Origin of the sequence: Streptomyces sp. NPDC093094, assembly GCF_044754345.1 — a bacterium.
In the GTDB taxonomy this organism is placed as follows: Bacteria; Actinomycetota; Actinomycetes; order Streptomycetales; family Streptomycetaceae; genus Streptomyces.
Genome location: NZ_JBIVOX010000013.1, coordinates 66,660 through 85,997, shown reverse-complemented (window position 1 = coordinate 85,997; position 19,338 = coordinate 66,660). Strand labels below are relative to the sequence as shown.

General features: G+C 73.9%; 18 protein-coding genes. 10 read left to right on the top strand and 8 right to left on the bottom strand.

Annotation, left to right across the window (positions count from 1 at the left end; genetic code table 11):
* The first annotated feature begins 158 nt into the window (after window positions 1–158).
* Entirely contained in the window at window positions 159–1,001 is an 843-nt protein-coding gene (locus ACIQGV_RS26820; protein WP_402498434.1) for a MurR/RpiR family transcriptional regulator, read from the top strand.
* A 123-nt stretch (window positions 1,002–1,124) separates the two neighbouring features.
* Window positions 1,125–1,715 (top strand): hypothetical protein, encoded by a 591-nt coding sequence (locus ACIQGV_RS26815; RefSeq protein ID WP_402498431.1) that lies wholly within the window; start codon window positions 1,125–1,127, stop codon window positions 1,713–1,715.
* A gap of 7 nt (window positions 1,716–1,722) precedes the next feature.
* Here ACIQGV_RS26815 and ACIQGV_RS26810 read toward each other — a convergent pair whose 3' ends face one another.
* The 5 genes from ACIQGV_RS26810 to ACIQGV_RS26790 form a co-directional block, all read right to left on the bottom strand.
* Window positions 1,723–2,097, bottom strand: coding sequence for a hypothetical protein (locus ACIQGV_RS26810; RefSeq protein ID WP_402498428.1), 375 nt, complete (start codon window positions 2,095–2,097; stop codon window positions 1,723–1,725).
* Window positions 2,098–2,110: 13 nt separating this feature from the next.
* Entirely contained in the window at window positions 2,111–2,632 is a 522-nt protein-coding gene (locus ACIQGV_RS26805) for a roadblock/LC7 domain-containing protein (RefSeq protein WP_402498425.1), read from the bottom strand.
* 34 nt (window positions 2,633–2,666) lie between these two features.
* Window positions 2,667–3,485: a transcriptional regulator gene (locus ACIQGV_RS26800; RefSeq protein WP_402498423.1), complete on the bottom strand. Its 819-nt coding sequence runs from the start codon at window positions 3,483–3,485 to the stop codon at window positions 2,667–2,669.
* Window positions 3,482–3,871 (bottom strand): hypothetical protein, encoded by a 390-nt coding sequence (locus tag ACIQGV_RS26795; protein ID WP_402498421.1) that lies wholly within the window; start codon window positions 3,869–3,871, stop codon window positions 3,482–3,484. The genes ACIQGV_RS26800 and ACIQGV_RS26795 overlap by 4 nt, the downstream gene beginning before the upstream one ends.
* A 169-nt stretch (window positions 3,872–4,040) precedes the next feature.
* Window positions 4,041–5,429, bottom strand: a complete 1,389-nt coding sequence (locus ACIQGV_RS26790; protein WP_402498418.1) for a diaminopimelate decarboxylase — start codon at window positions 5,427–5,429, stop codon at window positions 4,041–4,043.
* Between the two features lie 190 nt (window positions 5,430–5,619).
* Here ACIQGV_RS26790 and hutU point away from each other — a divergent pair, with 190 nt between their 5' ends.
* The 4 genes from hutU to hutI are packed head-to-tail and all read left to right on the top strand — an operon-like array spanning window position 5,620 to window position 11,040.
* On the top strand, window positions 5,620–7,284 hold the full coding sequence (gene hutU / locus ACIQGV_RS26785) for a urocanate hydratase (protein ID WP_402498416.1): 1,665 nt from the start codon (window positions 5,620–5,622) through the stop codon (window positions 7,282–7,284).
* The gene (locus ACIQGV_RS26780) at window positions 7,281–8,513 is read left to right on the top strand and encodes an allantoate amidohydrolase (protein WP_402498414.1); all 1,233 of its coding nucleotides are present in this window, start codon (window positions 7,281–7,283) and stop codon (window positions 8,511–8,513) included. Before hutU ends, ACIQGV_RS26780 begins: the two co-directional genes overlap by 4 nt.
* Window positions 8,510–9,847, top strand: a complete 1,338-nt coding sequence (locus tag ACIQGV_RS26775; protein WP_402498412.1) for a formimidoylglutamate deiminase — start codon at window positions 8,510–8,512, stop codon at window positions 9,845–9,847. The genes ACIQGV_RS26780 and ACIQGV_RS26775 overlap by 4 nt, the downstream gene beginning before the upstream one ends.
* Before the next feature lie 17 nt (window positions 9,848–9,864).
* Entirely contained in the window at window positions 9,865–11,040 is a 1,176-nt protein-coding gene (gene hutI / locus ACIQGV_RS26770) for an imidazolonepropionase (RefSeq protein WP_402498410.1), read from the top strand.
* 33 nt (window positions 11,041–11,073) lie between these two features.
* Here the strand turns inward: hutI and ACIQGV_RS26765 are convergent, their stop codons facing one another.
* Together ACIQGV_RS26765 and ACIQGV_RS26760 are read right to left on the bottom strand one after the other, a co-directional pair.
* Complete coding sequence (locus ACIQGV_RS26765; RefSeq protein ID WP_402498407.1) at window positions 11,074–12,864, bottom strand: ricin-type beta-trefoil lectin domain protein; 1,791 nt, start codon at window positions 12,862–12,864, stop codon at window positions 11,074–11,076.
* Between the two features lie 254 nt (window positions 12,865–13,118).
* A complete protein-coding gene (locus ACIQGV_RS26760; protein WP_402498405.1) occupies window positions 13,119–14,039 on the bottom strand; it encodes an RNA polymerase sigma factor SigF in 921 nt (306 codons plus the stop codon).
* Between the two features lie 241 nt (window positions 14,040–14,280).
* Between ACIQGV_RS26760 and ACIQGV_RS26755 the strand changes: the two genes are divergently transcribed.
* The 4 genes from ACIQGV_RS26755 to ACIQGV_RS26740 all read left to right on the top strand — a co-directional run bounded on the left by ACIQGV_RS26755 (window position 14,281) and on the right by ACIQGV_RS26740 (window position 17,432).
* Complete coding sequence (locus tag ACIQGV_RS26755; protein ID WP_402498402.1) at window positions 14,281–14,658, top strand: STAS domain-containing protein; 378 nt, start codon at window positions 14,281–14,283, stop codon at window positions 14,656–14,658.
* A 136-nt stretch (window positions 14,659–14,794) separates the two neighbouring features.
* Window positions 14,795–15,289 carry an ATP-binding protein gene (locus ACIQGV_RS26750; RefSeq protein WP_402498400.1) on the top strand — a complete coding sequence of 165 codons (495 nt, stop codon included), beginning with the start codon at window positions 14,795–14,797 and terminating at the stop codon, window positions 15,287–15,289.
* A 310-nt stretch (window positions 15,290–15,599) separates the two neighbouring features.
* Window positions 15,600–16,286 (top strand): LPXTG cell wall anchor domain-containing protein, encoded by a 687-nt coding sequence (locus ACIQGV_RS26745; protein ID WP_402498398.1) that lies wholly within the window; start codon window positions 15,600–15,602, stop codon window positions 16,284–16,286.
* A gap of 33 nt (window positions 16,287–16,319) precedes the next feature.
* Window positions 16,320–17,432 (top strand): hypothetical protein, encoded by a 1,113-nt coding sequence (locus tag ACIQGV_RS26740; protein ID WP_402498396.1) that lies wholly within the window; start codon window positions 16,320–16,322, stop codon window positions 17,430–17,432.
* 313 nt (window positions 17,433–17,745) lie between these two features.
* On the opposite strand, the gene ACIQGV_RS26735 is transcribed toward ACIQGV_RS26740, so the two are convergent.
* Complete coding sequence (locus ACIQGV_RS26735; RefSeq protein WP_402498393.1) at window positions 17,746–19,242, bottom strand: oligopeptide:H+ symporter; 1,497 nt, start codon at window positions 19,240–19,242, stop codon at window positions 17,746–17,748.
* Between the last annotated feature and the right edge of the window lie 96 nt (window positions 19,243–19,338).

The window sequence follows — 19,338 nt, the reverse complement described above, 5'->3', positions numbered from 1 at the left end:
GGCAGCGGTCGCGGGGGGCGCATTGGGGCTAACCCCCCGGTCCGTCCTCAGGCACGCCGGGGTGCGGGGCGTGAGACGCCACTTGCCCGGCTGCATAGGAGCATGCAGAGTTCTTGGCAGCTGAATAACGTCCCGGACCTCCGGAGGGGGAGCACCACATGAGCGTGACCGACAGCCCCGCAGCACGCCTCCAGGCGCTCTTCGAGGGGCACCGGCTCACGCCCACCCAGCGGCGCATCGCCCACAGCATGGTCCGGCGTGCCGCCGACGTGCCGTTCCTGTCCAGCGTGGAACTCGCCGAACTGGCCGGTGTCAGCCAGCCGTCCGTGACCCGCTTCGCCGTCGCCCTCGGTTTCGACGGCTATCCGGCGCTGCGCCGCCATCTGCGCGAGGTCGCCCCCGCGGAGCAGTCCGCGGCGGCCGCCGTCGCCAACGAGTACCAGCAGGCCGTCGAGGCCGAGATCGAGAACCTCCGCCATCTCGCCGAGGCGCTCGCCGACCCCGAGCCGCTGGCCCGGGCGGGCCGGGTGCTCGCGGCGTCCCGCCCGCTGCCCGTGCTGGGGCTGCGCGCCGCCGCCGCCCAGGCGTACGGGTTCGCCTACTTCGCCGCCAAGGTCCATCCCGACGTACGCCTCCTCGACGAGGGCGGCACGATGATCCACGACCGGATCGACGGCGCCGTGCGCGCGGGGGCGAGCGCCCTGCTGTGCTTCGCGCTGCCGCGCCATCCCCGCGAGGTCGTCGACACCCTCGCCTACGCCCGGGAGGCCGGACTGACCGTGGTGACCGTGGCCGACTCCGCCTTCGCGCCCGTCGCCAAGGTCTCCGACCTGCTGCTGCCGGCCGCCGTCGGCACCGGGCTGGCCTTCGACACGGCCTGTGCGCCGATGCTGCTGGGGCGGGTGCTGCTGGAGGCCATGTGCGACGACCTGCCCGAGGCGCAGGCCCGGCTGGAGGAGTTCGACGCCAGGGCCGCGAGCCGGGGGCTCTTCGTCGACTGACCTTCCCCGGGCGGGTGTTCGGCCTGTCCGGCGCGCGTTCTCAGACGCGTCTCACGTTCGTTCGCTAGCGTGCGGCGCCGACAGCCCCGAGGGGCTGCTCCCAGATGACGAGGAGGCGGGATCGTGGCGCGTACGGGTGGAGCTCAGGGACTGGCCCGGGTGGCCGTCGTCGTACGGGCGGGGGCGGGGCCCCTGTGGTGGCTCGGGGTGGGTGCGGCCGGCGCCGGGGTGCTGGTGCCCGGGTTCACCGGGCGGCGGATCGGCGTCCTCGCCGGGGCCGCGCTGTTCCTCGTCGCGGCAGGTGCGCTCGCGTGCGTCCGCGGGCGGCGGTACGACGCCCTGGCCCGGACGGCCACGCGGGCGGGGCGGCACGATGTGCTCCAGGACCGCGCGGTGAGCGTACGCAACTGGCGCCGCGGACACCGCTGGTGGCTGCTGCTCGCCTTCCTCGCCGCGCTGGGCTCCGCCTTCGCGGTGCCCGCGGCCGGGGGCATGCTGCTCGCCGGGTGCGGGGCCGGGCTGCGGCTGAAGGCCGCCCGGATCGGGCGGCGCGAGCGGGAGCTGGACACGCTGCTGTGGGTGTGCGTGGACCGGCTGGACCGGCGCGGCGGCCGCCCGGCGGGCAAGGCCGTCGAGGCGTACCGCGGCACCGGTGTCTCGGCAGGCGACGCCGCCCCGGGCGGGGCGCGCCGCCGTGCCGCGACGGTCGGCTGAGCGCCGCTCAGACCTCCAGGGTCTCCTCGATCCTGCGCAGCTGGTGGCGGGCCATCGCCAGGTTGGCCCGCTTGGCGTCCAGCACCAGGTAGAGGAAGAGCCCGTTGCCGCTGCGGCCGCTGAGCAGCCTGATCAGGTGGTACTGGTCGGTCAGGGTGATCAGGATGTCCTCGATCTCGGCCTTCAGGCCCAGGTGTTCCATCGTGCGCATCTTGGCGCGGATCACATCGGTGTTGCCGGCGGCGGCGACGTTCAGGTCGAAGCTCTTGCTGCTGCCCATCGTGCCCAGCGCCATTCCGCTGGTGTAGTCGACGAGCGCGGCTCCGGTGGCGCCCTCGATGGAGGCGAGTGCTTCCTTCAGCGCGGTCTCGGTGTTGGCCATGACGGCGTTCCTCTCAGCTTTCTGTGGTGGCGGTCTTGCCGGTGACGGTCTTGCCTGGGGCGGGTGTGTCGGTGGCGGCCGCGGCGCGGGGCGCCGGGGTCCGCGTCGGGAGCCGGGTGCCGGCCCTGGGGGGAGGGGTTCTGAGGACGGGCGGCGCGGCGAGGACGGCGGCGGCCATGAGTTCCCCGATGTGCGCGGCCGACCGGCGGCCCTCCAGATGGAGCCGGCCGACGTTGACGCGGTCCTGGGCGAGCAGCGTCAGCACGGCGGTGGGTCCGGCCGCGTAGGTGGCGATGTAGCCGTGGCGGCCCCGTACGAGCAGTTCGCGCAGCTCACCCCTGGCGGTGGCGTCGGTCGTGCGCAGGGCGACACCGAGCGCGGCGGCGGTCAGCGCGGCCAGGCCCTCCGGCTCCACGCCGGGTGTGTCGTGCGCGAGGACGAGACCGTCCACGCTCGCCGCGAGGGCGCCGGTGAGCTGGGTCACCCGGGCGCGCAGCCGACGCAGTTCGTCGAGGATCTCGGCCTCGGGCGCCATCAGGTCACTCCTCTCGGCGCTCGGTCGTTGCCGTTCAAAGGGCCTCCAGCGCATCCCTGAGCCTCTTCAGCAGGGTGATGTCGGGGTCGGTCACTCGGGGCAGGGCGGGGCCCGGCGGGGGTTCGGGCGGGGGAGGCGGAGCGCCGGCCGCGACCAGGCCCGCCGCGGTGAGCCGGCGCACGTCGACCAGGGTGTGGAAGGTGTGGCGCCCCAGCTCACGGGCGATGTCGGGCGCGGTGCGCACCCCGTCGACGAGGTCCAGCACCGCCCGCTGCCGGACGGGGCAGCCGGGTCCGGCGCCGGAGTCCGTGCGCACCAGGGGCGCGCTGTCGGGACGCGCGTCCGGCCACAGCCGGTGCAGCAGGGACCGGCGGCGCAGGGTCTCGCGCTCCAGTGCCGCCACGCCCACCGGCCGCAGCGGGCCGAGCCAGTGCGGGTCGTCGTGGCGGAAGCGGCCCGGGGTGCGGCTCGGCGCGAGCGCGAAGTAGGCGGCGTCGAACAGCGCGTCCGTGTGGCACAGCTCCAGCGCGCCCCGGGGGACCCGGCCTGAGTCGAGCAGGATGCGGGCGGCGCCGTGCCGGGCGTCGGCGAGGGCCACCGCCTCCCGCCAGGTCTCCGCGGCCAGGGTGCCGCGCGCCGGCAGCAGGACGTCGAGGCCCGCCGCGAACGGGCTCTCGGCGTGCACCACCTGCCCGTCCGCGAGATACAGGGAGCCGTGCTCGCGCTCCAGGACGCCCGTGGCCCGTTCCTCCGAGAGGCGGCCCAGCATCGGCGACAGGCCGCGCATCTCCCGCCGGGCCGCTGTCTCGCGCACCGGCAGCCGGGGCGGCGGTGTCGTCTCCGTCACGGTCATCCCAGCACCAGCCGCCCGGCCATCTCGCCGAGCCGGATACGGGCGAGGGCGAGGTTGCCGTCGGCGCGGCCCAGCCACAGGTGCAGGAACACACTGCTGTCGAAGGACGTCCGCACGAACTGGAGCAGGTGGTAGCTGTCCCGGTTGCTGATGATCAGGTCCTCGACCGGAGGGTCGGCCTCCTCGCCGTCCTCCGGGGCGAACGCCCGCTGTTCCGCGGTCAGCCGGGCCACCTCGGCGGCCTCGGCGGCGGCCGCTTCCAGGTCACCGCCGGGGAACTCCCCGACCGAGCCCAGGGCGAGTCCGCTCGTCCAGTCGACCAGCGCGGCCCCTCTCGCTCCGGGCAGCCGCATGGCCTCCAGCAGACACTCGTCGATTCCGGGCACGCCGGCTCCCCTCCTGCCCATGGTTCGGATGAGTGAGGGAGACGTTACGCATCGTGTGTGCGGGCAGTGAGCCTTCTGGCATTTTCCGGTGGAACATGCGTGAAACCACTAGGGTGGGTCGGCTGGGCACGTCCCCGTACCCGTTGAACACCCTGAGGTACGGCGTGGGTCACCGGCGTCCGGGTGCGCGTCGGGTGGTGAGCGCGTCCGCGTACGCCCCGCCGGACTCCGCGACGATCTCCTCCAGCGTCTGCGCCGGCCGCACCGTCGCGAACTCCACGCCCCCGTGCCCGTCCGGCGCGAAGCCGTGGACACCGGGCCTGGCCAGGGAGTTGTAGGCGTAGTGGTGGGCGAAATAGTACGCGCCGGTGTCCAGCGCGGCGGCGTAGTCGCCCTGTTCGAGCAGCGGCATCGGACGGGCCGTGGCCAGCAGGTCGCCCGCGAAGCAGGCGGGTCCCGCCACGTCCTGCACGACCTGCGGCCCCTCCTTCGGCCGCCCCTTGGCGTCGTACGCGGCGATGCGCAGGGGCCAGGACGCGGGGGCGTAGACGGTGCGGGCGGCGACCTGCACGCCCGCGTGCGTGACGGCGACCGGGCGCCCGCCGGCGGTCTTGGCGTACTCCACCCGGGCCACGATCGTGCCGTGCTTGGCGAGCAGGGAGCGGCCGAACTCGGTGACGAGGCCGTAGCGGCCGTCGAACAGGCCGGGGACCACCTCGCGCAGCAGCCGCGCGTACTGGGCGTAGGCCGGGGCCGTCTCGTCCGAGGCGAAGTTCACCGGCAGGCCGCCGCCGATGTCGATCGTGTCGATCTGCGGCCGGCCGATCCGCCGGTTGATCTCCTCCGCGAGCGCGTACGTCTCCGCCACGCCCTGGGCCATCAGGGACAGCGGGACCCCCTGCGAGCCGCTGTGCGTGTGCAGCCGGCTCAGCCAGGGCCGGTCCCGGTAGGCCCGGACGATCCAGTCGCGGGCGCCCTCGTCGCGCAGCGCCACGCCGAACTTCGAGGTGGCCGTGGCGGTGGACAGCGCCTCGATGGCACCCCCGCCGAGCTGCGGATTGACCCGGATGCCGAGCGGGGAGCGGCTGGGCGCGGACCTCATCAGGGCGTCGATGCGGCCGAGCTCCTGCGGGTTGTCGGCGTTGACGGCGATGCCCAGCGCCAGCGCCTCGCGCAGTTCGGCCGGGGTCTTGGCGGGGGAGTCCAGCACCGTGTTCCCGGGCGGCATCCCGGCCGCGCGGGCCAGCGCCAGCTCGCCCGGGCTCGCCACCTCCGCGCCGATGCCCTCGCCGTGCAGCAGCCGCAGCACCGGCACCAGCGGGCACGCCTTCACCGCGAAGGCGTGCAGCACGGGCGTGCCCGGCGCGACCACCGCGTCGAACGCGTCCCGCAGCCCGGCCGCCGACTCCCTGATGCCCTCGACGTCCAGCAGGGCCGCTATCGGCTCGGCGGGCCCGAGCAGACCCTGCTCGACGGCCGCCCGCACCGCGGCGTCCCGCCGGGCCGTCCGCACGGCGCCGCCGCCCGTGCCCCGTTCCCCGGTACCGCTCGTCCCCATGTCGTCCCCCGCGCCGTCGTGTCGTCCCCGGCATCCCCGACCGGCCGATGCCCGGGTTCCTGCGTCCAGCCAAACACCCGCCGGGCGGCCGCGCCGGGAGACAGATGTATTGACTAGTTCTATTCATGGGTTCAGGATGTGAATAAGAACAGCAACATTCCGCAGGGAGCAAGCCACCAGGAGGCAGACCATGTCCGGACCCCGCCCCGTCCGAGCGCCGCGCGGTACGGAACTGAGCGCCCTGGGATGGCAACAGGAGGCCGCCCTGCGGATGCTCCAGAACAACCTGGACCCCGAGGTCGCCGAGCACCCCGACAAGCTCGTCGTCTACGGCGGCACCGGCAAGGCCGCCCGCGACTGGCGCTCCTTCGACGCCATGGTGCGCACCCTGAGGACCCTCAAGCAGGACGAGACCATGCTGGTCCAGTCCGGCCGCCCGGTCGGCGTCATGCAGACCCACGAGTGGGCCCCGCGCGTCCTCATCGCCAACTCCAACCTCGTCGGCGACTGGGCCAACTGGGAGGAGTTCCGCCGCCTGGAGGCCCTCGGCCTGACCATGTACGGCCAGATGACCGCCGGCTCCTGGATCTACATCGGCACCCAGGGCATCCTCCAGGGCACCTACGAGACCTTCGCCGCCGTCGCCGCGAAGAAGTTCGGCGGCACCCTGGCCGGGACGATCACCCTCACCGCCGGCCTCGGCGGCATGGGCGGCGCCCAGCCCCTGGCCGTGACGATGAACGACGGCGTCGCGATCTGCATCGACGTCGACCCCCGCGCCATCGAGCGCCGCATCGAGCACCGCTACCTGGACGTGAGGGCCGACAGCCTCGCCCACGCCCTCCAGCTCGCCACCGAGGCCCGTGACCGGCGCAGGCCGCTGTCCATCGGTCTCCTCGGCAACGCCGCCGAGCTGCTCCCGCAGATGCTCGCCGAGGGCGCCCCGATCGACATCGTCACCGACCAGACCTCCGCCCACGACCCGCTGTCCTACCTCCCGGTCGGCGTGGCCTTCGAGGACATGGCCGACGCCGCCGCCAAGGACCCGGCCGGATTCACCGCCCGCGCCCGCGAGTCCATGGCCCGGCACGTCGAGGCCATGGTCGGCTTCATGGACGCGGGCGCCGAGGTCTTCGACTACGGCAACTCCATCCGCGGCGAGGCCCAGCTGGCCGGATACGACCGCGCCTTCGCCTTCCCCGGCTTCGTCCCCGCCTACATCCGCCCCCTCTTCTGCGAGGGCAAGGGCCCCTTCCGCTGGGCCGCCCTGTCCGGCGAGGCGTCCGACATCCACAAGACGGACAAGGCGATCCTCGACCTCTTCCCCGAGAACGAGTCGCTGCACCGCTGGATCAAGATGGCCGGCGAGCGCGTCCACTTCCAGGGCCTGCCCGCCCGCATCTGCTGGCTCGGCTACGGCGAGCGCGACAAGGCCGGCGAGCGCTTCAACGACATGGTCGCCTCCGGCGAGCTGGCCGCCCCGCTCGCCATCGGCCGCGACCACCTCGACTGCGGCTCCGTCGCCTCCCCCTACCGCGAGACCGAGGCCATGCTCGACGGCTCCGACGCCATCGCCGACTGGCCGCTGCTCAACGCCATGGTCAACGTGGCCTCCGGCGCCTCCTGGGTCTCCCTGCACCACGGCGGCGGCGTCGGCATGGGCCGCTCCATCCACGCCGGCCAGGTGTCCGTGGCGGACGGCACGAAGCTCGCCGGCGAGAAGATCCGCCGCGTCCTCACCAACGACCCCGGCGTGGGCGTCATCCGGCACGTCGACGCCGGGTACGACATCGCCGAGACGGTCGCCGACGACAAGGGCGTGCGCGTGCCCATGCGCGAGGGTGACCGGGCGTGAGCTTCCACAGCATGTGGGCGGAGCTGCTGCCGATCGGCCGCAGCTCCGCCTCCGGCGGCTACCGCCGCTTCGCCTGGACCGGGGCCGACGCCGACTGCCGGGCCTGGTTCCGGGAGCAGGCGCAGGCCCGGGGCCTGTCCTACGAGGTCGACCGCAACGGCAACCAGTGGGCCTGGCTCGGCGACCCGGCCGCCGGGGACGCCGTCGTCACCGGGTCCCACCTGGACTCCGTGCCCGAGGGCGGCGCCTTCGACGGCCCCCTCGGCGTGGTCTCCTCCTTCGCCGCGCTCGACGAACTCCGCGCCCGCGGCACGACCCTGGACAAGCCCCTCGCCGTCGTCAACTTCGGCGACGAGGAGGGCGCCCGCTTCGGGCTGGCCTGCGTCGGCTCCCGGCTCACCGCCGGCGCGCTGACCAGGGAAGCGGCGCACCGGCTCACCGACGCCGACGGCATCACCCTCCCGCGGGCCATGGAGGCCGCCGGACTCGACCCCGACGCGATCGGGGCCGACCCCGAACGGCTCGACCGCATCGGCGCGTTCGTCGAACTGCACGTCGAGCAGGGCCGCGCCCTGGACCTGAGCGGTGACGCCGTCGGCATCGCCAGCGCCATCTGGCCGCACGGCCGCTGGCGGTTCGACTTCCGCGGCGAGGCCAACCACGCCGGCACCACCCGGCTGGTGGACCGCCGCGACCCGATGCTGTCCTACGCCGACACCGTCCTCGCCGCCCGCCGCGAGGCCGAACTCGCCGGGGCCGTCGCCACCTTCGGCAAGATCGCCGTGGAACCCAACGGCGTCAACGCCATCCCCTCCCTGGTGCGCGGCTGGCTGGACAGCCGGGCCGCCGACCAGGCCACCCTCGACACGGTCGTCGGCGGCATCGAGAAGGCCGCGCGGGAGTACGCCGAACGGCACGGCGTCGACCTCGACGTGGTCCGCGAGTCCTTCACCCCCGTCGTGGAGTTCGACCACGCCCTGCGCGACGAACTCGCCCGCATCCTCGGCAAGGACACCGTCCGCGCGGACGCCGGTCCCGCCGTCCCCGTCCTCGGCACGGGCGCCGGACACGACGCGGGAATCCTGTCCGGGCGCGTCCCGACCGCCATGCTGTTCGTGCGCAACCCCACGGGCGTCTCGCACTCCCCGGCCGAGCACGCCGCCGAGGACGACTGCCTGGCCGGGGTGACCGCCCTCGCCGACGTACTGGAAGGACTGGCCCGCAGGTGACCAAGGGGACGTACTGGCTGGAGCACGCCTGGCTCGGCACCCATGTCGAGCCCGGCGTGGCGGTGGAGCACGCCGACGGCCGCATCACCGCCGTCCGCACCGGCGCGGACACCCCGCCACCGGGCGCGGAGATCCTGCGCGGGCTGACCCTGCCGGGCCTGGCGAACGCCCACAGCCACGCCTTCCACCGGGCCCTGCGCGGCACCGTCCAGGTCGGCTCCGGGACCTTCTGGACCTGGCGCGAGGTGATGTACTCCGTCGCCGACCGGCTCACCCCGGACACCTACCTCGGCCTCGCCCGCGCGGCCTACGCCGAGATGGCCCTCGCCGGCATCACCGCGGTCGGCGAGTTCCACTACGTTCACCACGCCCCCGGCGGCACCCCCTACGCCGACCCCAACGCCATGGGCGAGGCCCTGATCACGGCCGCCGCCGAGGCGGGCATCCGGATCACCCTGCTCGACACCTGCTACCTCTCCTCCGGCTTCGGCGAGGAGCCCGACCCCCACCAGCGGCGGTTCTCCGACGGCAGCGCGGAGCGGTGGGCCGAACGCTGTGCACTTCTCGGGGAACGGGACCACGCGAAGATCGGCGCGGCCGTCCACTCCGTACGGGCCGTGCCCGCCGGGCAGCTGGCGACCGTGGCCCGCTGGGCCGAGGAGCGGCGGGCCCCGCTGCATGTGCACCTGTCCGAGCAGACCGCCGAGAACGAGGCGTGCCAGGCCGCCCACGGCTGCACACCGACCCGGCTCCTCGCCGACCACGGAGTGCTCGGGCCGCGCACCACCGGCGTGCACAACACCCACCTCACCGACGAGGACATCACCCTGCTCGGCGGCAGCGGCACCGGAACCTGCATGTGCCCGACCACCGAGCGCGACCTCGCCGACGGCATCGGCCCGGCCGTCGCCCTCCAGCGGGCCGGCTCCCCGCTCTCCCTCGGCTCCGACAGCCACGCCGTCGTCGACCTGCTCGAAGAAGCCCGCGCGATGGAGCTGAACGAGCGGCTGCGCACCCGCACCCGGGGCCACTGGACGGCCGCCGCCCTGCTGCGGGCCGCCACCGCCGACGGACACGCCGCCCTCGGCTGGGACGAGGCCGGACGCATCGAGCGGGGCGCCCTCGCCGACCTCACCACCGTCGCCCTCGACTCCGTCAGGACGGCGGGCCCGCCGCCCGGACTCGGCGCCGAGACGGCCGTGTTCGCCGCGACGGCGGCCGACGTACGGCACACGGTCGTGGGCGGACGGCACGTCGTACGCGACGGGGCGCACACGCTCGTGCCCGATGTGCCGCACGCCCTGGCGCGGGCCGTAGCAGCCCTCCGAGCCTGATCACCCACGAGGACACCATGAGCAGCAGCACCGTCATCACCAACATCGCCACGCTGGTCACCAACGACCCCTCCCTCGGTGACGGCTCCCCGCTCGGCCTGGTCGAGGACGCGGCCCTCGTCATCGACGGCGACCGCGTCGTCTGGGCCGGTGAGTCGAGCAGAGCACCCGCCACCGACAACCGGATCGACGCCGGCGGCCGGGCCGCGATCCCCGGGTTCGTCGACTCCCACTCCCACCTGGTCTTCGCGGGCGACCGCACCGAGGAGTTCAACGCCCGGATGTCAGGGCGCCCCTACAGCGCGGGCGGCATCCGCACCACCGTCGCCGCCACCCGCGCCGCGAGCGACGCGGACCTGGAGGCCAACCTCACCCGCCACCTCGCGGAGGCCCTGCGCCAGGGCACCACCACCTTCGAGACCAAGTCCGGCTACGGCCTGACCGTCGAGGACGAGGCGCGCGCCCTGCGCATCGCCGCCGCCCACACCGACGAGGTCACCTACCTCGGCGCCCACATCGTCTCCCCCGACCTCGCCGACGACCCGGCCGCGTACGTCGCCCTGGTCACCGGCGAGATGCTCGACGCGTGCGCGCCGCACGCCCGCTGGATCGACGTGTTCTGCGAGAAGGGCGCCTTCGACGGCGACCAGGCCCGCGCGATCCTCACCGCGGGCAGGGCGAAGGGCCTGCACCCCCGCATCCACGCCAACCAGCTCTCCCACGGTCCCGGCGTGCAGCTCGCCGTCGAGCTCGACGCGGCCAGCGCCGACCACTGCACCCACCTCACCGACGCCGACGTGGACGCCCTCGCGAACAGCCGCACGGTCGCCACGCTGCTGCCCGGCGCGGAGTTCTCCACCCGCGCCGAGTGGCCGGACGCCCGGCGTCTGCTGGACGCCGGGGTCACCGTCGCCCTGTCCACCGACTGCAACCCCGGGTCGTCGTTCACCTCGTCCGTGCCGTTCTGCATCGCGCTCGCCGTACGGGACATGCGCATGACCCCCGACGAGGCGCTCTGGTCGGCCACCGCCGGCGGCGCGGCGGCCCTGCGCCGTGACGACGTCGGCCGTCTCGCCCCCGGCGCCCGCGCCGACCTGGCGCTGCTGGACGCGCCCAGCCATGTCCACCTCGCCTACCGGCCGGGCGTGCCCCTGGTCAGCGGCATGTGGCGCGGCGGCGTACGGCTGGTGTGACCGCGCGCGGCGGCGCGTCCGCGTGAGCCGTGCTCACGCGGACGCGCCGGTCAGCCACCGCTGCCGGTCGTCGCCGTCGATCCAGTCCAGCCACACGCCGTCGTCGCCCCCGGCGGTCACCGCCGTGTCCGGGTCGATGTACGGGCGGATCCGGCCGTCGCCGTCCACGGAGAACATCAGGTTCACACCCCTGTCCCCGTAGACCGAGTCGCACTCCCAGATGCCGACGCCCCGGTCGGTGTCGCCCCGGCTGTCCAGGCAGTAGTCCTGGTCGGCGTAGGACTGGAGCACCTGGCGCCCGCTGTCGTAGCGCCACAGCTGGGTCGCGGAGCCGGAGCAGGAGGCCGTGAGCACGTCGACGCCCTTGTCGAACCAGCCGCCGTCCACGTCCAGGCACCGGCCCGTGGCGACGTTGACCACCGGCGCGAACGTGCCGTTCGGCGGATGCGGCGCGGGCGGGGCCGGCGGCCTGGGCGTGACGGACGGCTTCGGGCGCGCGGAGGTGCGCGAGGGCGACGGGGTCGGGGTCGGGGTGGGGGTGGGCGAAGGCGACGTGCGCGTCCTCGACGGCGACGGCGACACGGAGGGCGACGGCGACGGCGTCACCGACACCGTCGTGGTCACGGTCACCCTCGGTGCGGGCGGCGGTGTGCGCAGTGCGTGGGACGCGGCGTTCTCCACGGGGGTCTCGCCGGGGGCGAGGAGGAACACCAGCAGCGGCACCAGCGCCACCCCCAGCGCGGCCGAGGCCAGCGCCAGCCGCCGTGACGCCGGCCAGGTCTCGTCCCCGGCGGCCCCGGAACGCCGTACGGCGAACCCGCTCCGGCCGGGCCCGGCCGCGTGCCCGGCTCCCCCCGCTCCGGCCGGGACTGCGTCCGTGCCGCCCGGCACGCCGTCCCGGCCCGCGCGGCCCCGGCCCGCCCTGTGGCCGTTCCCGGCGGCCTCCGGGCCGGGCCGCGCGCCGTCGTCCGGCACGCCCCGTCCGGTCCCGTCCGCGGCGGCCGCGAGGGCGCGGGCCTGTACCGCGTTCGCGTACGCGGTGCCCGCCCACGGCAGCAGTCCCTCGGCCAGCGCGGTGCGCGGGCTGTCGCGCAGGGCGCACTGGTCCTCGTAGGCCGCGGTGCAGTGGGGGCAGTGGGCCATGTGGGCGGCCAGGTCGGAACTGTGCCGGGGCGAGTCGGGCCGTACGGACTCCTCGATCAGCCGGCGGAAGTCCTGGCAGTCGGGGTCGTCGGAGTCGGCCAGCCGGGTCCGGAGGGCGGCCCGGGCCAGCGCGGCGAGGGCGGGCTCGGTGCCGTAGGTCACGTCCGTGCGGTTCAGGCCGAGCAGCAGCGCGGTCCGCTCCTCCGGCTCCCGCTCGACCGGCCCGTACCAGACCAGGCCCTGGACGCGCGGCGGCAGTGAGGCGAACGCCCTGAGCAGGGGCGGGACGGGCCCGCCGGAGCCGGCCGCGCGGAGGACCGGCAGCAGATGCGGGTCGAGCCCGGCGGCCCGTTCGTCGGCCGTCCACTCGGCGGCGACCTGGCCGGCCAGGAGCAGCAGCCGGTGCCGTACCGGCGTCTCCGGGTCGGTGCCGCTCGCGGCCTCACGGGCCGCCGCGGCGAAGGCGTGGGCGGCCAGCTGGCGGGCCGCGGTGTCGCTGGTCGTGCACAGCCGGGCGTAGGCGAGGACGGCAGGGCGGTGGCGGGCCCGCAACTCCTGCAGGGCCGGGTACGCGGTGGTGCTGCGGGTGCGCAGCAGCTCCGTCAGCCGGGTGTCCGGTGCATCCGCACATGCGTTGTCCACGGCCCCGGCGTCGTTGTCGGTTCCATCGGCCCGCGCCATCTCTTCCGCCTCCTTGCGTCCCCGTCGGTCCCCCTCCCCGGCCAAGTCGCTGACGTACCAGCCGGTTTGGGGTTGCCCATAGTGGTGGACGGATCATGGAAGGGAAAAGGTGTTTCCAGCGGTAACCAACGGGAGCGAGGACGCGGTCCGGTAACGGCGGCGGGGGCGGTCCGACCGATCGAACCACCCCCGGGAAATCGCACGTACCGGCGTCCTCGGCCGTCCTCGCGACCGGCCCCGCGGCGGAGCCGCCGTCACTCCTCGGCGGTCAGCCCCTTGCGCAGCCGTCCCAGCGTCCGTGACAGCAGCCGGGACACATGCATCTGCGAGATGCCCAGTTCCTCGCCGATCTCCGACTGGGTCATGCCCGCGACGAACCGCAGCGAGAGGATCTGCCGGTCCCGCGGGGGGAGTTCGGCGATCAGCGGCTTCAACGACTCGACGTACTCGATGCCTTCGAGCCCGTGGTCCTCGTAGCCGATGCGGTCCGCGAGGGCGCCCTCGGTGTCGTCCTCCTCGGGCTGGGCGTCGAGCGAACTGGCGGTGTAGGCGTTGGAGGCCGCCATGCCCTCGACGACCTCGTCGCGGCTCAGCCCCAGATGCTCGGCCAGTTCGGGCACGGTCGGGGCGCGGTCCAGCCGCTGGGCCAGCTCGTCGCCGGCCTTGGCCAGGTCGAGCCGCAGCTCCTGGAGCCGGCGCGGGACGCGCACGGACCAGGAGGTGTCGCGGAAGAAGCGCTTGATCTCGCCGATGATGGTCGGCATCGCGAAAGTGGGGAACTCGACGCCGCGGGCGAGCTGGAACCGGTCGATCGCCTTGATCAGGCCGATGGTGCCGACCTGGACGATGTCCTCCATCGGCTCGCTGCGGGTACGGAAGCGGGAGGCGGCGAACTTGACGAGTGCCAGGTTGAGTTCGACCAGCGTGTTGCGGACGTACGAGTACTCGTACGTGCCTTCCTCGAGGGACTCCAGCCGCTCGAAGAGGGTCTTGGAGAGGGCTCGCGCGTCGACCGGCCCCACCTCGTCGAACGGGGGGATCTCCGGAAGACCGGCGAGGGCGTCGTCGCCCGCCGGGTGCATGGACTCGATGGGATCCAGATGTTCCGGAGCGGGTGTCGACGCCGCTGTGGGGGTATGCGATGCGTCGAGCCGGGGTGACATGGTGTCCTCCATCGTTCTCGGCATATGTGGCTGCCGGGGCCGGTACGTGCACTGTCGGTGTGCGGCGCCTCCAAAGCCGGCCGTGTCGGTTGCGTGTCTCTACTAGCCCTACCCGCTTTTTGACGGCCGCCGCAAGTGCTTTCTATGGTGAAATGTCCGTTTGCGGGTGGTTGTTCGGGTGTCGGACTGCGTCACGAAGGCGTAGGGTTCGAGGGCGTCAGTCAGCAGCCAACGGCCTCGGGAGAGAGACGGCATGGACCACGGGACGGTCGGCAGCGCGAGGTCTGGCCGGCTTCTGGTGGAAGTGCGGCAGGAGGGCTCCAGCGCCGTCGTGACACCGGCGGGTGAGCTCGACCACCACACCGCCGACCTGTTGCGCGAGCCGTTGGAGGAGTGCCTCGGCAAGGGCGTCAGCCGCCTGGTCGTCGACTGCACCCGGCTGGAGTTCTGCGACTCCACCGGACTCAACGTCCTGCTCGGTGCCCGGCTGAAGGCGGAGGCCGCGGGCGGCGGGGTGCATCTCGCCGGGATGCTGCCCGTGGTGGCCAGGGTGTTCGAGATCACGGGCGCGGACGCTGTCTTCACTGTGCATGACACGCTTGAAGCGGCCCTGGCCGACGAATCCGGCTGAGCCGGAAAGAGCGGGTGTCGTGCCGTGCCGCTCGGGCAGGAGACCTCCTGAACATGTCGGCGGCCATCACGGCGATGCGGTCTTGGTGAAGTGACTCTTGAATCGTGATCTGGTGAATCGGTGAGGTGAAGCGCTGATGAGCACCACCCGGCCATACTCGCCGGGCTCCGAAGAGCCCAGCGGCGCTTCCGGGGGGCCCGAGGCGTCCGCCGCCCCGGGAGGCCGGCAGGTCCGCCGGCTGGACTTCGAGGGGCAGAGCGGTGTCGTTCCGCTGGCCCGCGACTTCGCCCGCCAGGCGCTGTACGCGTGGGGCTGGCTGCCGGCCGGGTCCGCGGACCGGCGGGCCGCCGCTGAGGACGTGCTGCTCGTCGTGTCCGAGCTGGTCACCAACGCGTGTCTGCACGCCGAGGGGCCGGAGGAGATGGAGATCACCTGCGACAACAAGGTGATCCGGATCGAGGTGTCCGACCGGGGGGCCGGGCAGCCGGCGCCGCGGACCCCGCACCGGGCGGGGCGCCCCGGCGGCCACGGCATGTTCATCGTCCAGCGGCTCTGCCTGGACTGGGGCGTCGTGCGGTCGCCCGGGGTGTCCGGCAAGACGGTCTGGGCCGAGCTGGGGGCTCCCGCGTAGCGGTGCGCTCCGCGGGTTTCGCGGCCGGGGGGTGAGTGGCTGCGGCCGATCTTTGTCGCGTTGTCGTGCCGTCGCGCTGTCCGTCGTGTGCCGGTCGCGGGTGGTCGGTCGCGCAGTTCCCCGCGCCCCTGGAGGGGGCTGGTGTCGTCTGTCGTGTGCCGGTCGTGGGTGGCTGGTCGCGCAGTTCCCCGCGCCCCTGGGGGCTCTCCGGGGTCCCGAGGGGGTGGCGGGGCTCTTTCTCTTCCCTCTTCATGGGTGCGGGCGTACCTTGACGGCCGATCTGATGTGCCGTCAGAAATGGGGTACGCCCATGCCGTACCGGAAACGAGTCGTCGCCGTCCTGGCCGGATCCGCTGTGCTGATGGGCGCCCCCGCGGCGCGGGCCGAGGCCGTCGACGTCAACTACCAGTGCAGGACGCCGATCGGGGACAAGAGCGCGGTGTCGCCCATCGACATCAGGAGTGTCAGGAGCGGCAACGGCTACCGGATCACCATGTCCTGGCAGAAGGGCGTCTCCTCCAGCCCCGTGGAGCTGGGCAAGGGAGCGATGAACCCCAGCGCGACCGTCGTGCTGGGCGGCGCCGACAGCGGCACCCTCACCGTCACCGGCCCCGCCAACCAGGCCGCGATCCCCGCCGACACCCCGATCAAGATCGACGACCTGAGCGGCACCTACACCCCGCGCAGGCCGGGCAAGGTCACCTTCACCGCGGGCGTCCTCACCATCAAGGCGCTCGGCACGACCACGACCTGCACCCCCGCCGACGACCCCGGCCCCTCCCTCACCCTCGCCGTGACCGCGCCGGGCGGTGGCACCGGTGGCACCACAGGCGGCGGCACCGGCGCCCCGGACGGCTCCGGCGGCGGACTGCCGCAGACCGGCCCCGCGGACTCCGTGATCGCCCTCGGCACCCTCGGCGGCACGGTCCTGCTCACCGGCGCGGCCGGTGCCCTGTGGCTGACCCGGCGGAACCAGGCGGCACGCGCACGCCGCTGACCCTCCGACGAGGCACGACCGCTGGAGCCGCCGATGCCGTCCGCCGTACGCCTCCCGCCCCCGCTGATCGCCCTGTCGCTGCCGGCCGTGGTGCCGGCGCTGGTGGCCGCCCTGCTGATGCCGGGCGGCGTGGCGGACGCGGCCGGGAAGCCCGAGGTCCGGCTGTCCGCGTCGCAGGCGGGCACGGGCGGTTCGGTCATGGTGTCCGGCAGCGGCTGGAGGCCGCACACCCTGCTGACGATGCTCGTCTGCGGGCAGTCCGCGCCGTCCCGCGGCGTGCCCGGCGGCACCGGCTCCTGCGCCGACGCCGACGGCCGGGCCGTCACCACGGACGCCCGGGGCCGCTTCGAGCGAGCCCTGCCGGTGGCCGAGCCGCCGGTGCCCTGTCCGTGCGTCGTCCATGTGGCGACGGCGACCGGGCCGAAGGCCCGGGCGGACGCGGCTCTCCAGGTCGCCGGGCACGCGGTCGAACCGCTGCCCGCGCAGCCCGGCGGCGGCCGGCTGGCGGTCCTCACGGCCCCCCGCCTCGACGGCTCCGGCGGCCTGCTGACCTGGTTCGGCGCCCCGCCCGAGCGCACCCTGGTGCTCACGGTCGGCAATGTGGGCACCTCGGCCGTGAAGGACCCCGTCTTCCAGGTCGGCACCTCCCACGGAGTGTTCGCCCCGCGGTGGGAGGAACGGCGGTGGCGCGGGACGATCCGGCCCGGGCAGCGGGCGAGGGTCGTGCTGCCGGTGAGTCTCGCCGCCGGGGCGCACGGCGACCACACCGTCTCGCTGAAGCACGGCGGCAGGGTGATGGCCGAACAGCCGTGGGCGGTGAGCCGCCCCTGGGGCGTGACCCTGTTCCGGGTGCTGGCCTGCCTCGTCGTGCCGGCCGCGCTGTTCCGTGCGGGGACGGTCCTGGTGGACCGCGTACGACCGCCCGGGGCGGCACGGCGCAGGGGCGGTCCCCGCCTGCCCCGCCTGCCTGTTCCGCACCTGTCCGCTCCGCGGTCGCACGCGGCGCGTCCGCGGGCGCCGTGTCCGTCGTCGGGGGCACCGGACCCGGCATCCCCGACGCTGCCCTGGTTCACCCCCGACGCCGGTCCCGGCGCGCTCTCCGCACCGCACGACGACACTCCGGCCGACAGCGAGACAGGCATCTGAAGGAGTGCAGGAGAACCGCGCCGGCCGCGGAGGTCTCGTACGCCACCGGGTGCGTGCCGCCGCCGGTCCACGGCACCACGAAGGCGGAGACCACCGCCCCGGCCGCGTCGGCCTGCCCGCCAGCCCGGCCCGGCCGAGCGGCGCCCCCGAAGGCCCCCGGCCCGGTGGCGGGCACGACGCTTCTGCCGGGCGCGGCGGCCTGCACCTTCGTGCCCGGGCGGCGGCGCCCCTGAGCGACGCGCCCCCGAGGGACGCGAAAGGGCCGCCGTGTCCCCCTCGGACACGGCGGCCCTCCCGCTGGAGCGGGTATGAGCTAGCGGACGCTGCCCATGAGCTCCTTGACCTTGTTGCGGTACATCCACACCGCGACACCGGCGGCCACGGCCAGGGTGGCCTCCAGGGCGACGATGCCCGTCTTGTTGAGGTCGACACCGGCGATGGAGAGCAGACCCGTCGTGGCGTCACCCGCGGTGACGGCCAGGAACCAGACACCCATCATCTGCGAGGCGTACTTCGCGGGGGCCATCTTCGTCGTCACCGACAGGCCGACCGGCGAGAGCAGCAGCTCACCCACGGTCTGGACGAAGTAGATCGCCACCAGCCACATCGCGGCCGCCTTGTGACCGCCCTCGGCGATCGACAGCGGGGCGAGGAAGAGGAAGAAGGACGCGCCGACCAGGACCAGACCCGAGGCGAACTTCACGATCGTGCTCGGCTCCTTGCCGCGCCGGTTCAGCGCGAGCCAGATCCAGGCGAAGACCGGGGCCAGGGCCATGATCAGGACCGGGTTGACCGACTGGTACCAGGAGACCGGGAACTCCCAGCCGAAGACGGTGTTCTCGGCGGAGGAGTCGGCGAAGATCGACAGGGTCGAGCCGCCCTGGTCGTAGATCATCCAGAAGACGGCGGCGGCGACGAAGAACCAGATGTAGGCCGACATCGACTTCTGCTCGGTGCGGTCGAGGTCCTTGTCGCGCTTGATGTTGACCAGCACCATCACCGGGATGATCACGCCGAGCAGGGTCAGCGGGACCAGGATCCAGTTCAGGGTGTAGGAGCCGGAGAAGCCGACGACGGCGTAGAAGACGACGGCGATGCCGGCCCAGATTGCGGCCTTGCGCAGCGTGGACGCCTTCTCCTGGGCGGACAGCGGCTTCGGCACGACGCTGGAGCGGGCGGCCAGGTTGCGGCTGCCGATCAGGTACTGGACGAGGCCCAGACCCATGCCGAGCGCGGCGAGGGCGAAGCCCAGGTGCCAGTTGACGTTCTCGCCGATGGTGCCGATGACCAGCGGCGCGGCGAACGCGCCGAGGTTGATGCCCATGTAGAAGACGGTGAAGCCGCCGTCGCGGCGGGGGTCGTCCGGGCCGTCGTAGAGGTGGCCGACCATCGTGGAGATGTTGGCCTTCAGCAGACCCGAGCCGATGGCGACCAGGCCGAGACCGGCGTAGAAGGTGCCGGAGGCCGGCAGGGCCAGGGTGAGGTGGCCGAGCATGATGACCGAGCCGGCGACGGCGACGGTCTTGCGCGGGCCCCAGACCCGGTCGCCGAACCAGCCGCCCGGCATCGCCAGCAGGTAGACCAGCGAGACGTACACGGAGTAGATCGCCGTGGCCGTGGCCGCGTCGAGGTGCAGGCCGCCGGGGGCGACCAGGTACAGCGGGAGCAGAGCCCTCATGCCGTAGTAGGAGAAACGCTCCCACATCTCGGTCATGAAGAGAGTGGCCAGGCCGCGGGGGTGGCCGAGGAAGGTCTTCTCGGAACCGGGGGTGCCCGGTCGGACCGAGTCCTTCGTCAGGCTGGACGCCATGGGTCGTTCCTTGCTGGTCGGGACGCGCGGTCAGGAGCGTCGCGCGCCCGGTGGGGCGGCCGGCACCGGCGTGATCGGCCCGTCCGCCCCCACGCC

Bases quoted from the DNA above. Each gene is read 5' to 3' on its own strand.
- ACIQGV_RS26820 (WP_402498434.1), top strand. From the start codon at position 159: ATGAGCGTGACCGACAGCCCCGCAGCACGCCTCCAGGCGCTCTTCGAG.
- ACIQGV_RS26810 (WP_402498428.1), bottom strand. From the start codon at position 2,097: ATGGCCAACACCGAGACCGCGCTGAAGGAAGCACTCGCCTCCATCGAG.
- ACIQGV_RS26805 (WP_402498425.1), bottom strand. From the start codon at position 2,632: ATGGCGCCCGAGGCCGAGATCCTCGACGAACTGCGTCGGCTGCGCGCC.
- ACIQGV_RS26800 (WP_402498423.1), bottom strand. From the start codon at position 3,485: ATGACCGTGACGGAGACGACACCGCCGCCCCGGCTGCCGGTGCGCGAG.
- ACIQGV_RS26790 (WP_402498418.1), bottom strand. From the start codon at position 5,429: ATGGGGACGAGCGGTACCGGGGAACGGGGCACGGGCGGCGGCGCCGTG.
- hutU (WP_402498416.1), top strand. From the start codon at position 5,620: ATGTCCGGACCCCGCCCCGTCCGAGCGCCGCGCGGTACGGAACTGAGC.
- hutI (WP_402498410.1), top strand. From the start codon at position 9,865: ATGAGCAGCAGCACCGTCATCACCAACATCGCCACGCTGGTCACCAAC.
- ACIQGV_RS26765 (WP_402498407.1), bottom strand. From the start codon at position 12,864: ATGGCGCGGGCCGATGGAACCGACAACGACGCCGGGGCCGTGGACAAC.
- ACIQGV_RS26760 (WP_402498405.1), bottom strand. From the start codon at position 14,039: ATGGAGGACACCATGTCACCCCGGCTCGACGCATCGCATACCCCCACA.
- ACIQGV_RS26755 (WP_402498402.1), top strand. From the start codon at position 14,281: ATGGACCACGGGACGGTCGGCAGCGCGAGGTCTGGCCGGCTTCTGGTG.
- ACIQGV_RS26750 (WP_402498400.1), top strand. From the start codon at position 14,795: ATGAGCACCACCCGGCCATACTCGCCGGGCTCCGAAGAGCCCAGCGGC.
- ACIQGV_RS26745 (WP_402498398.1), top strand. From the start codon at position 15,600: ATGCCGTACCGGAAACGAGTCGTCGCCGTCCTGGCCGGATCCGCTGTG.
- ACIQGV_RS26740 (WP_402498396.1), top strand. From the start codon at position 16,320: ATGCCGTCCGCCGTACGCCTCCCGCCCCCGCTGATCGCCCTGTCGCTG.
- ACIQGV_RS26735 (WP_402498393.1), bottom strand. From the start codon at position 19,242: ATGGCGTCCAGCCTGACGAAGGACTCGGTCCGACCGGGCACCCCCGGT.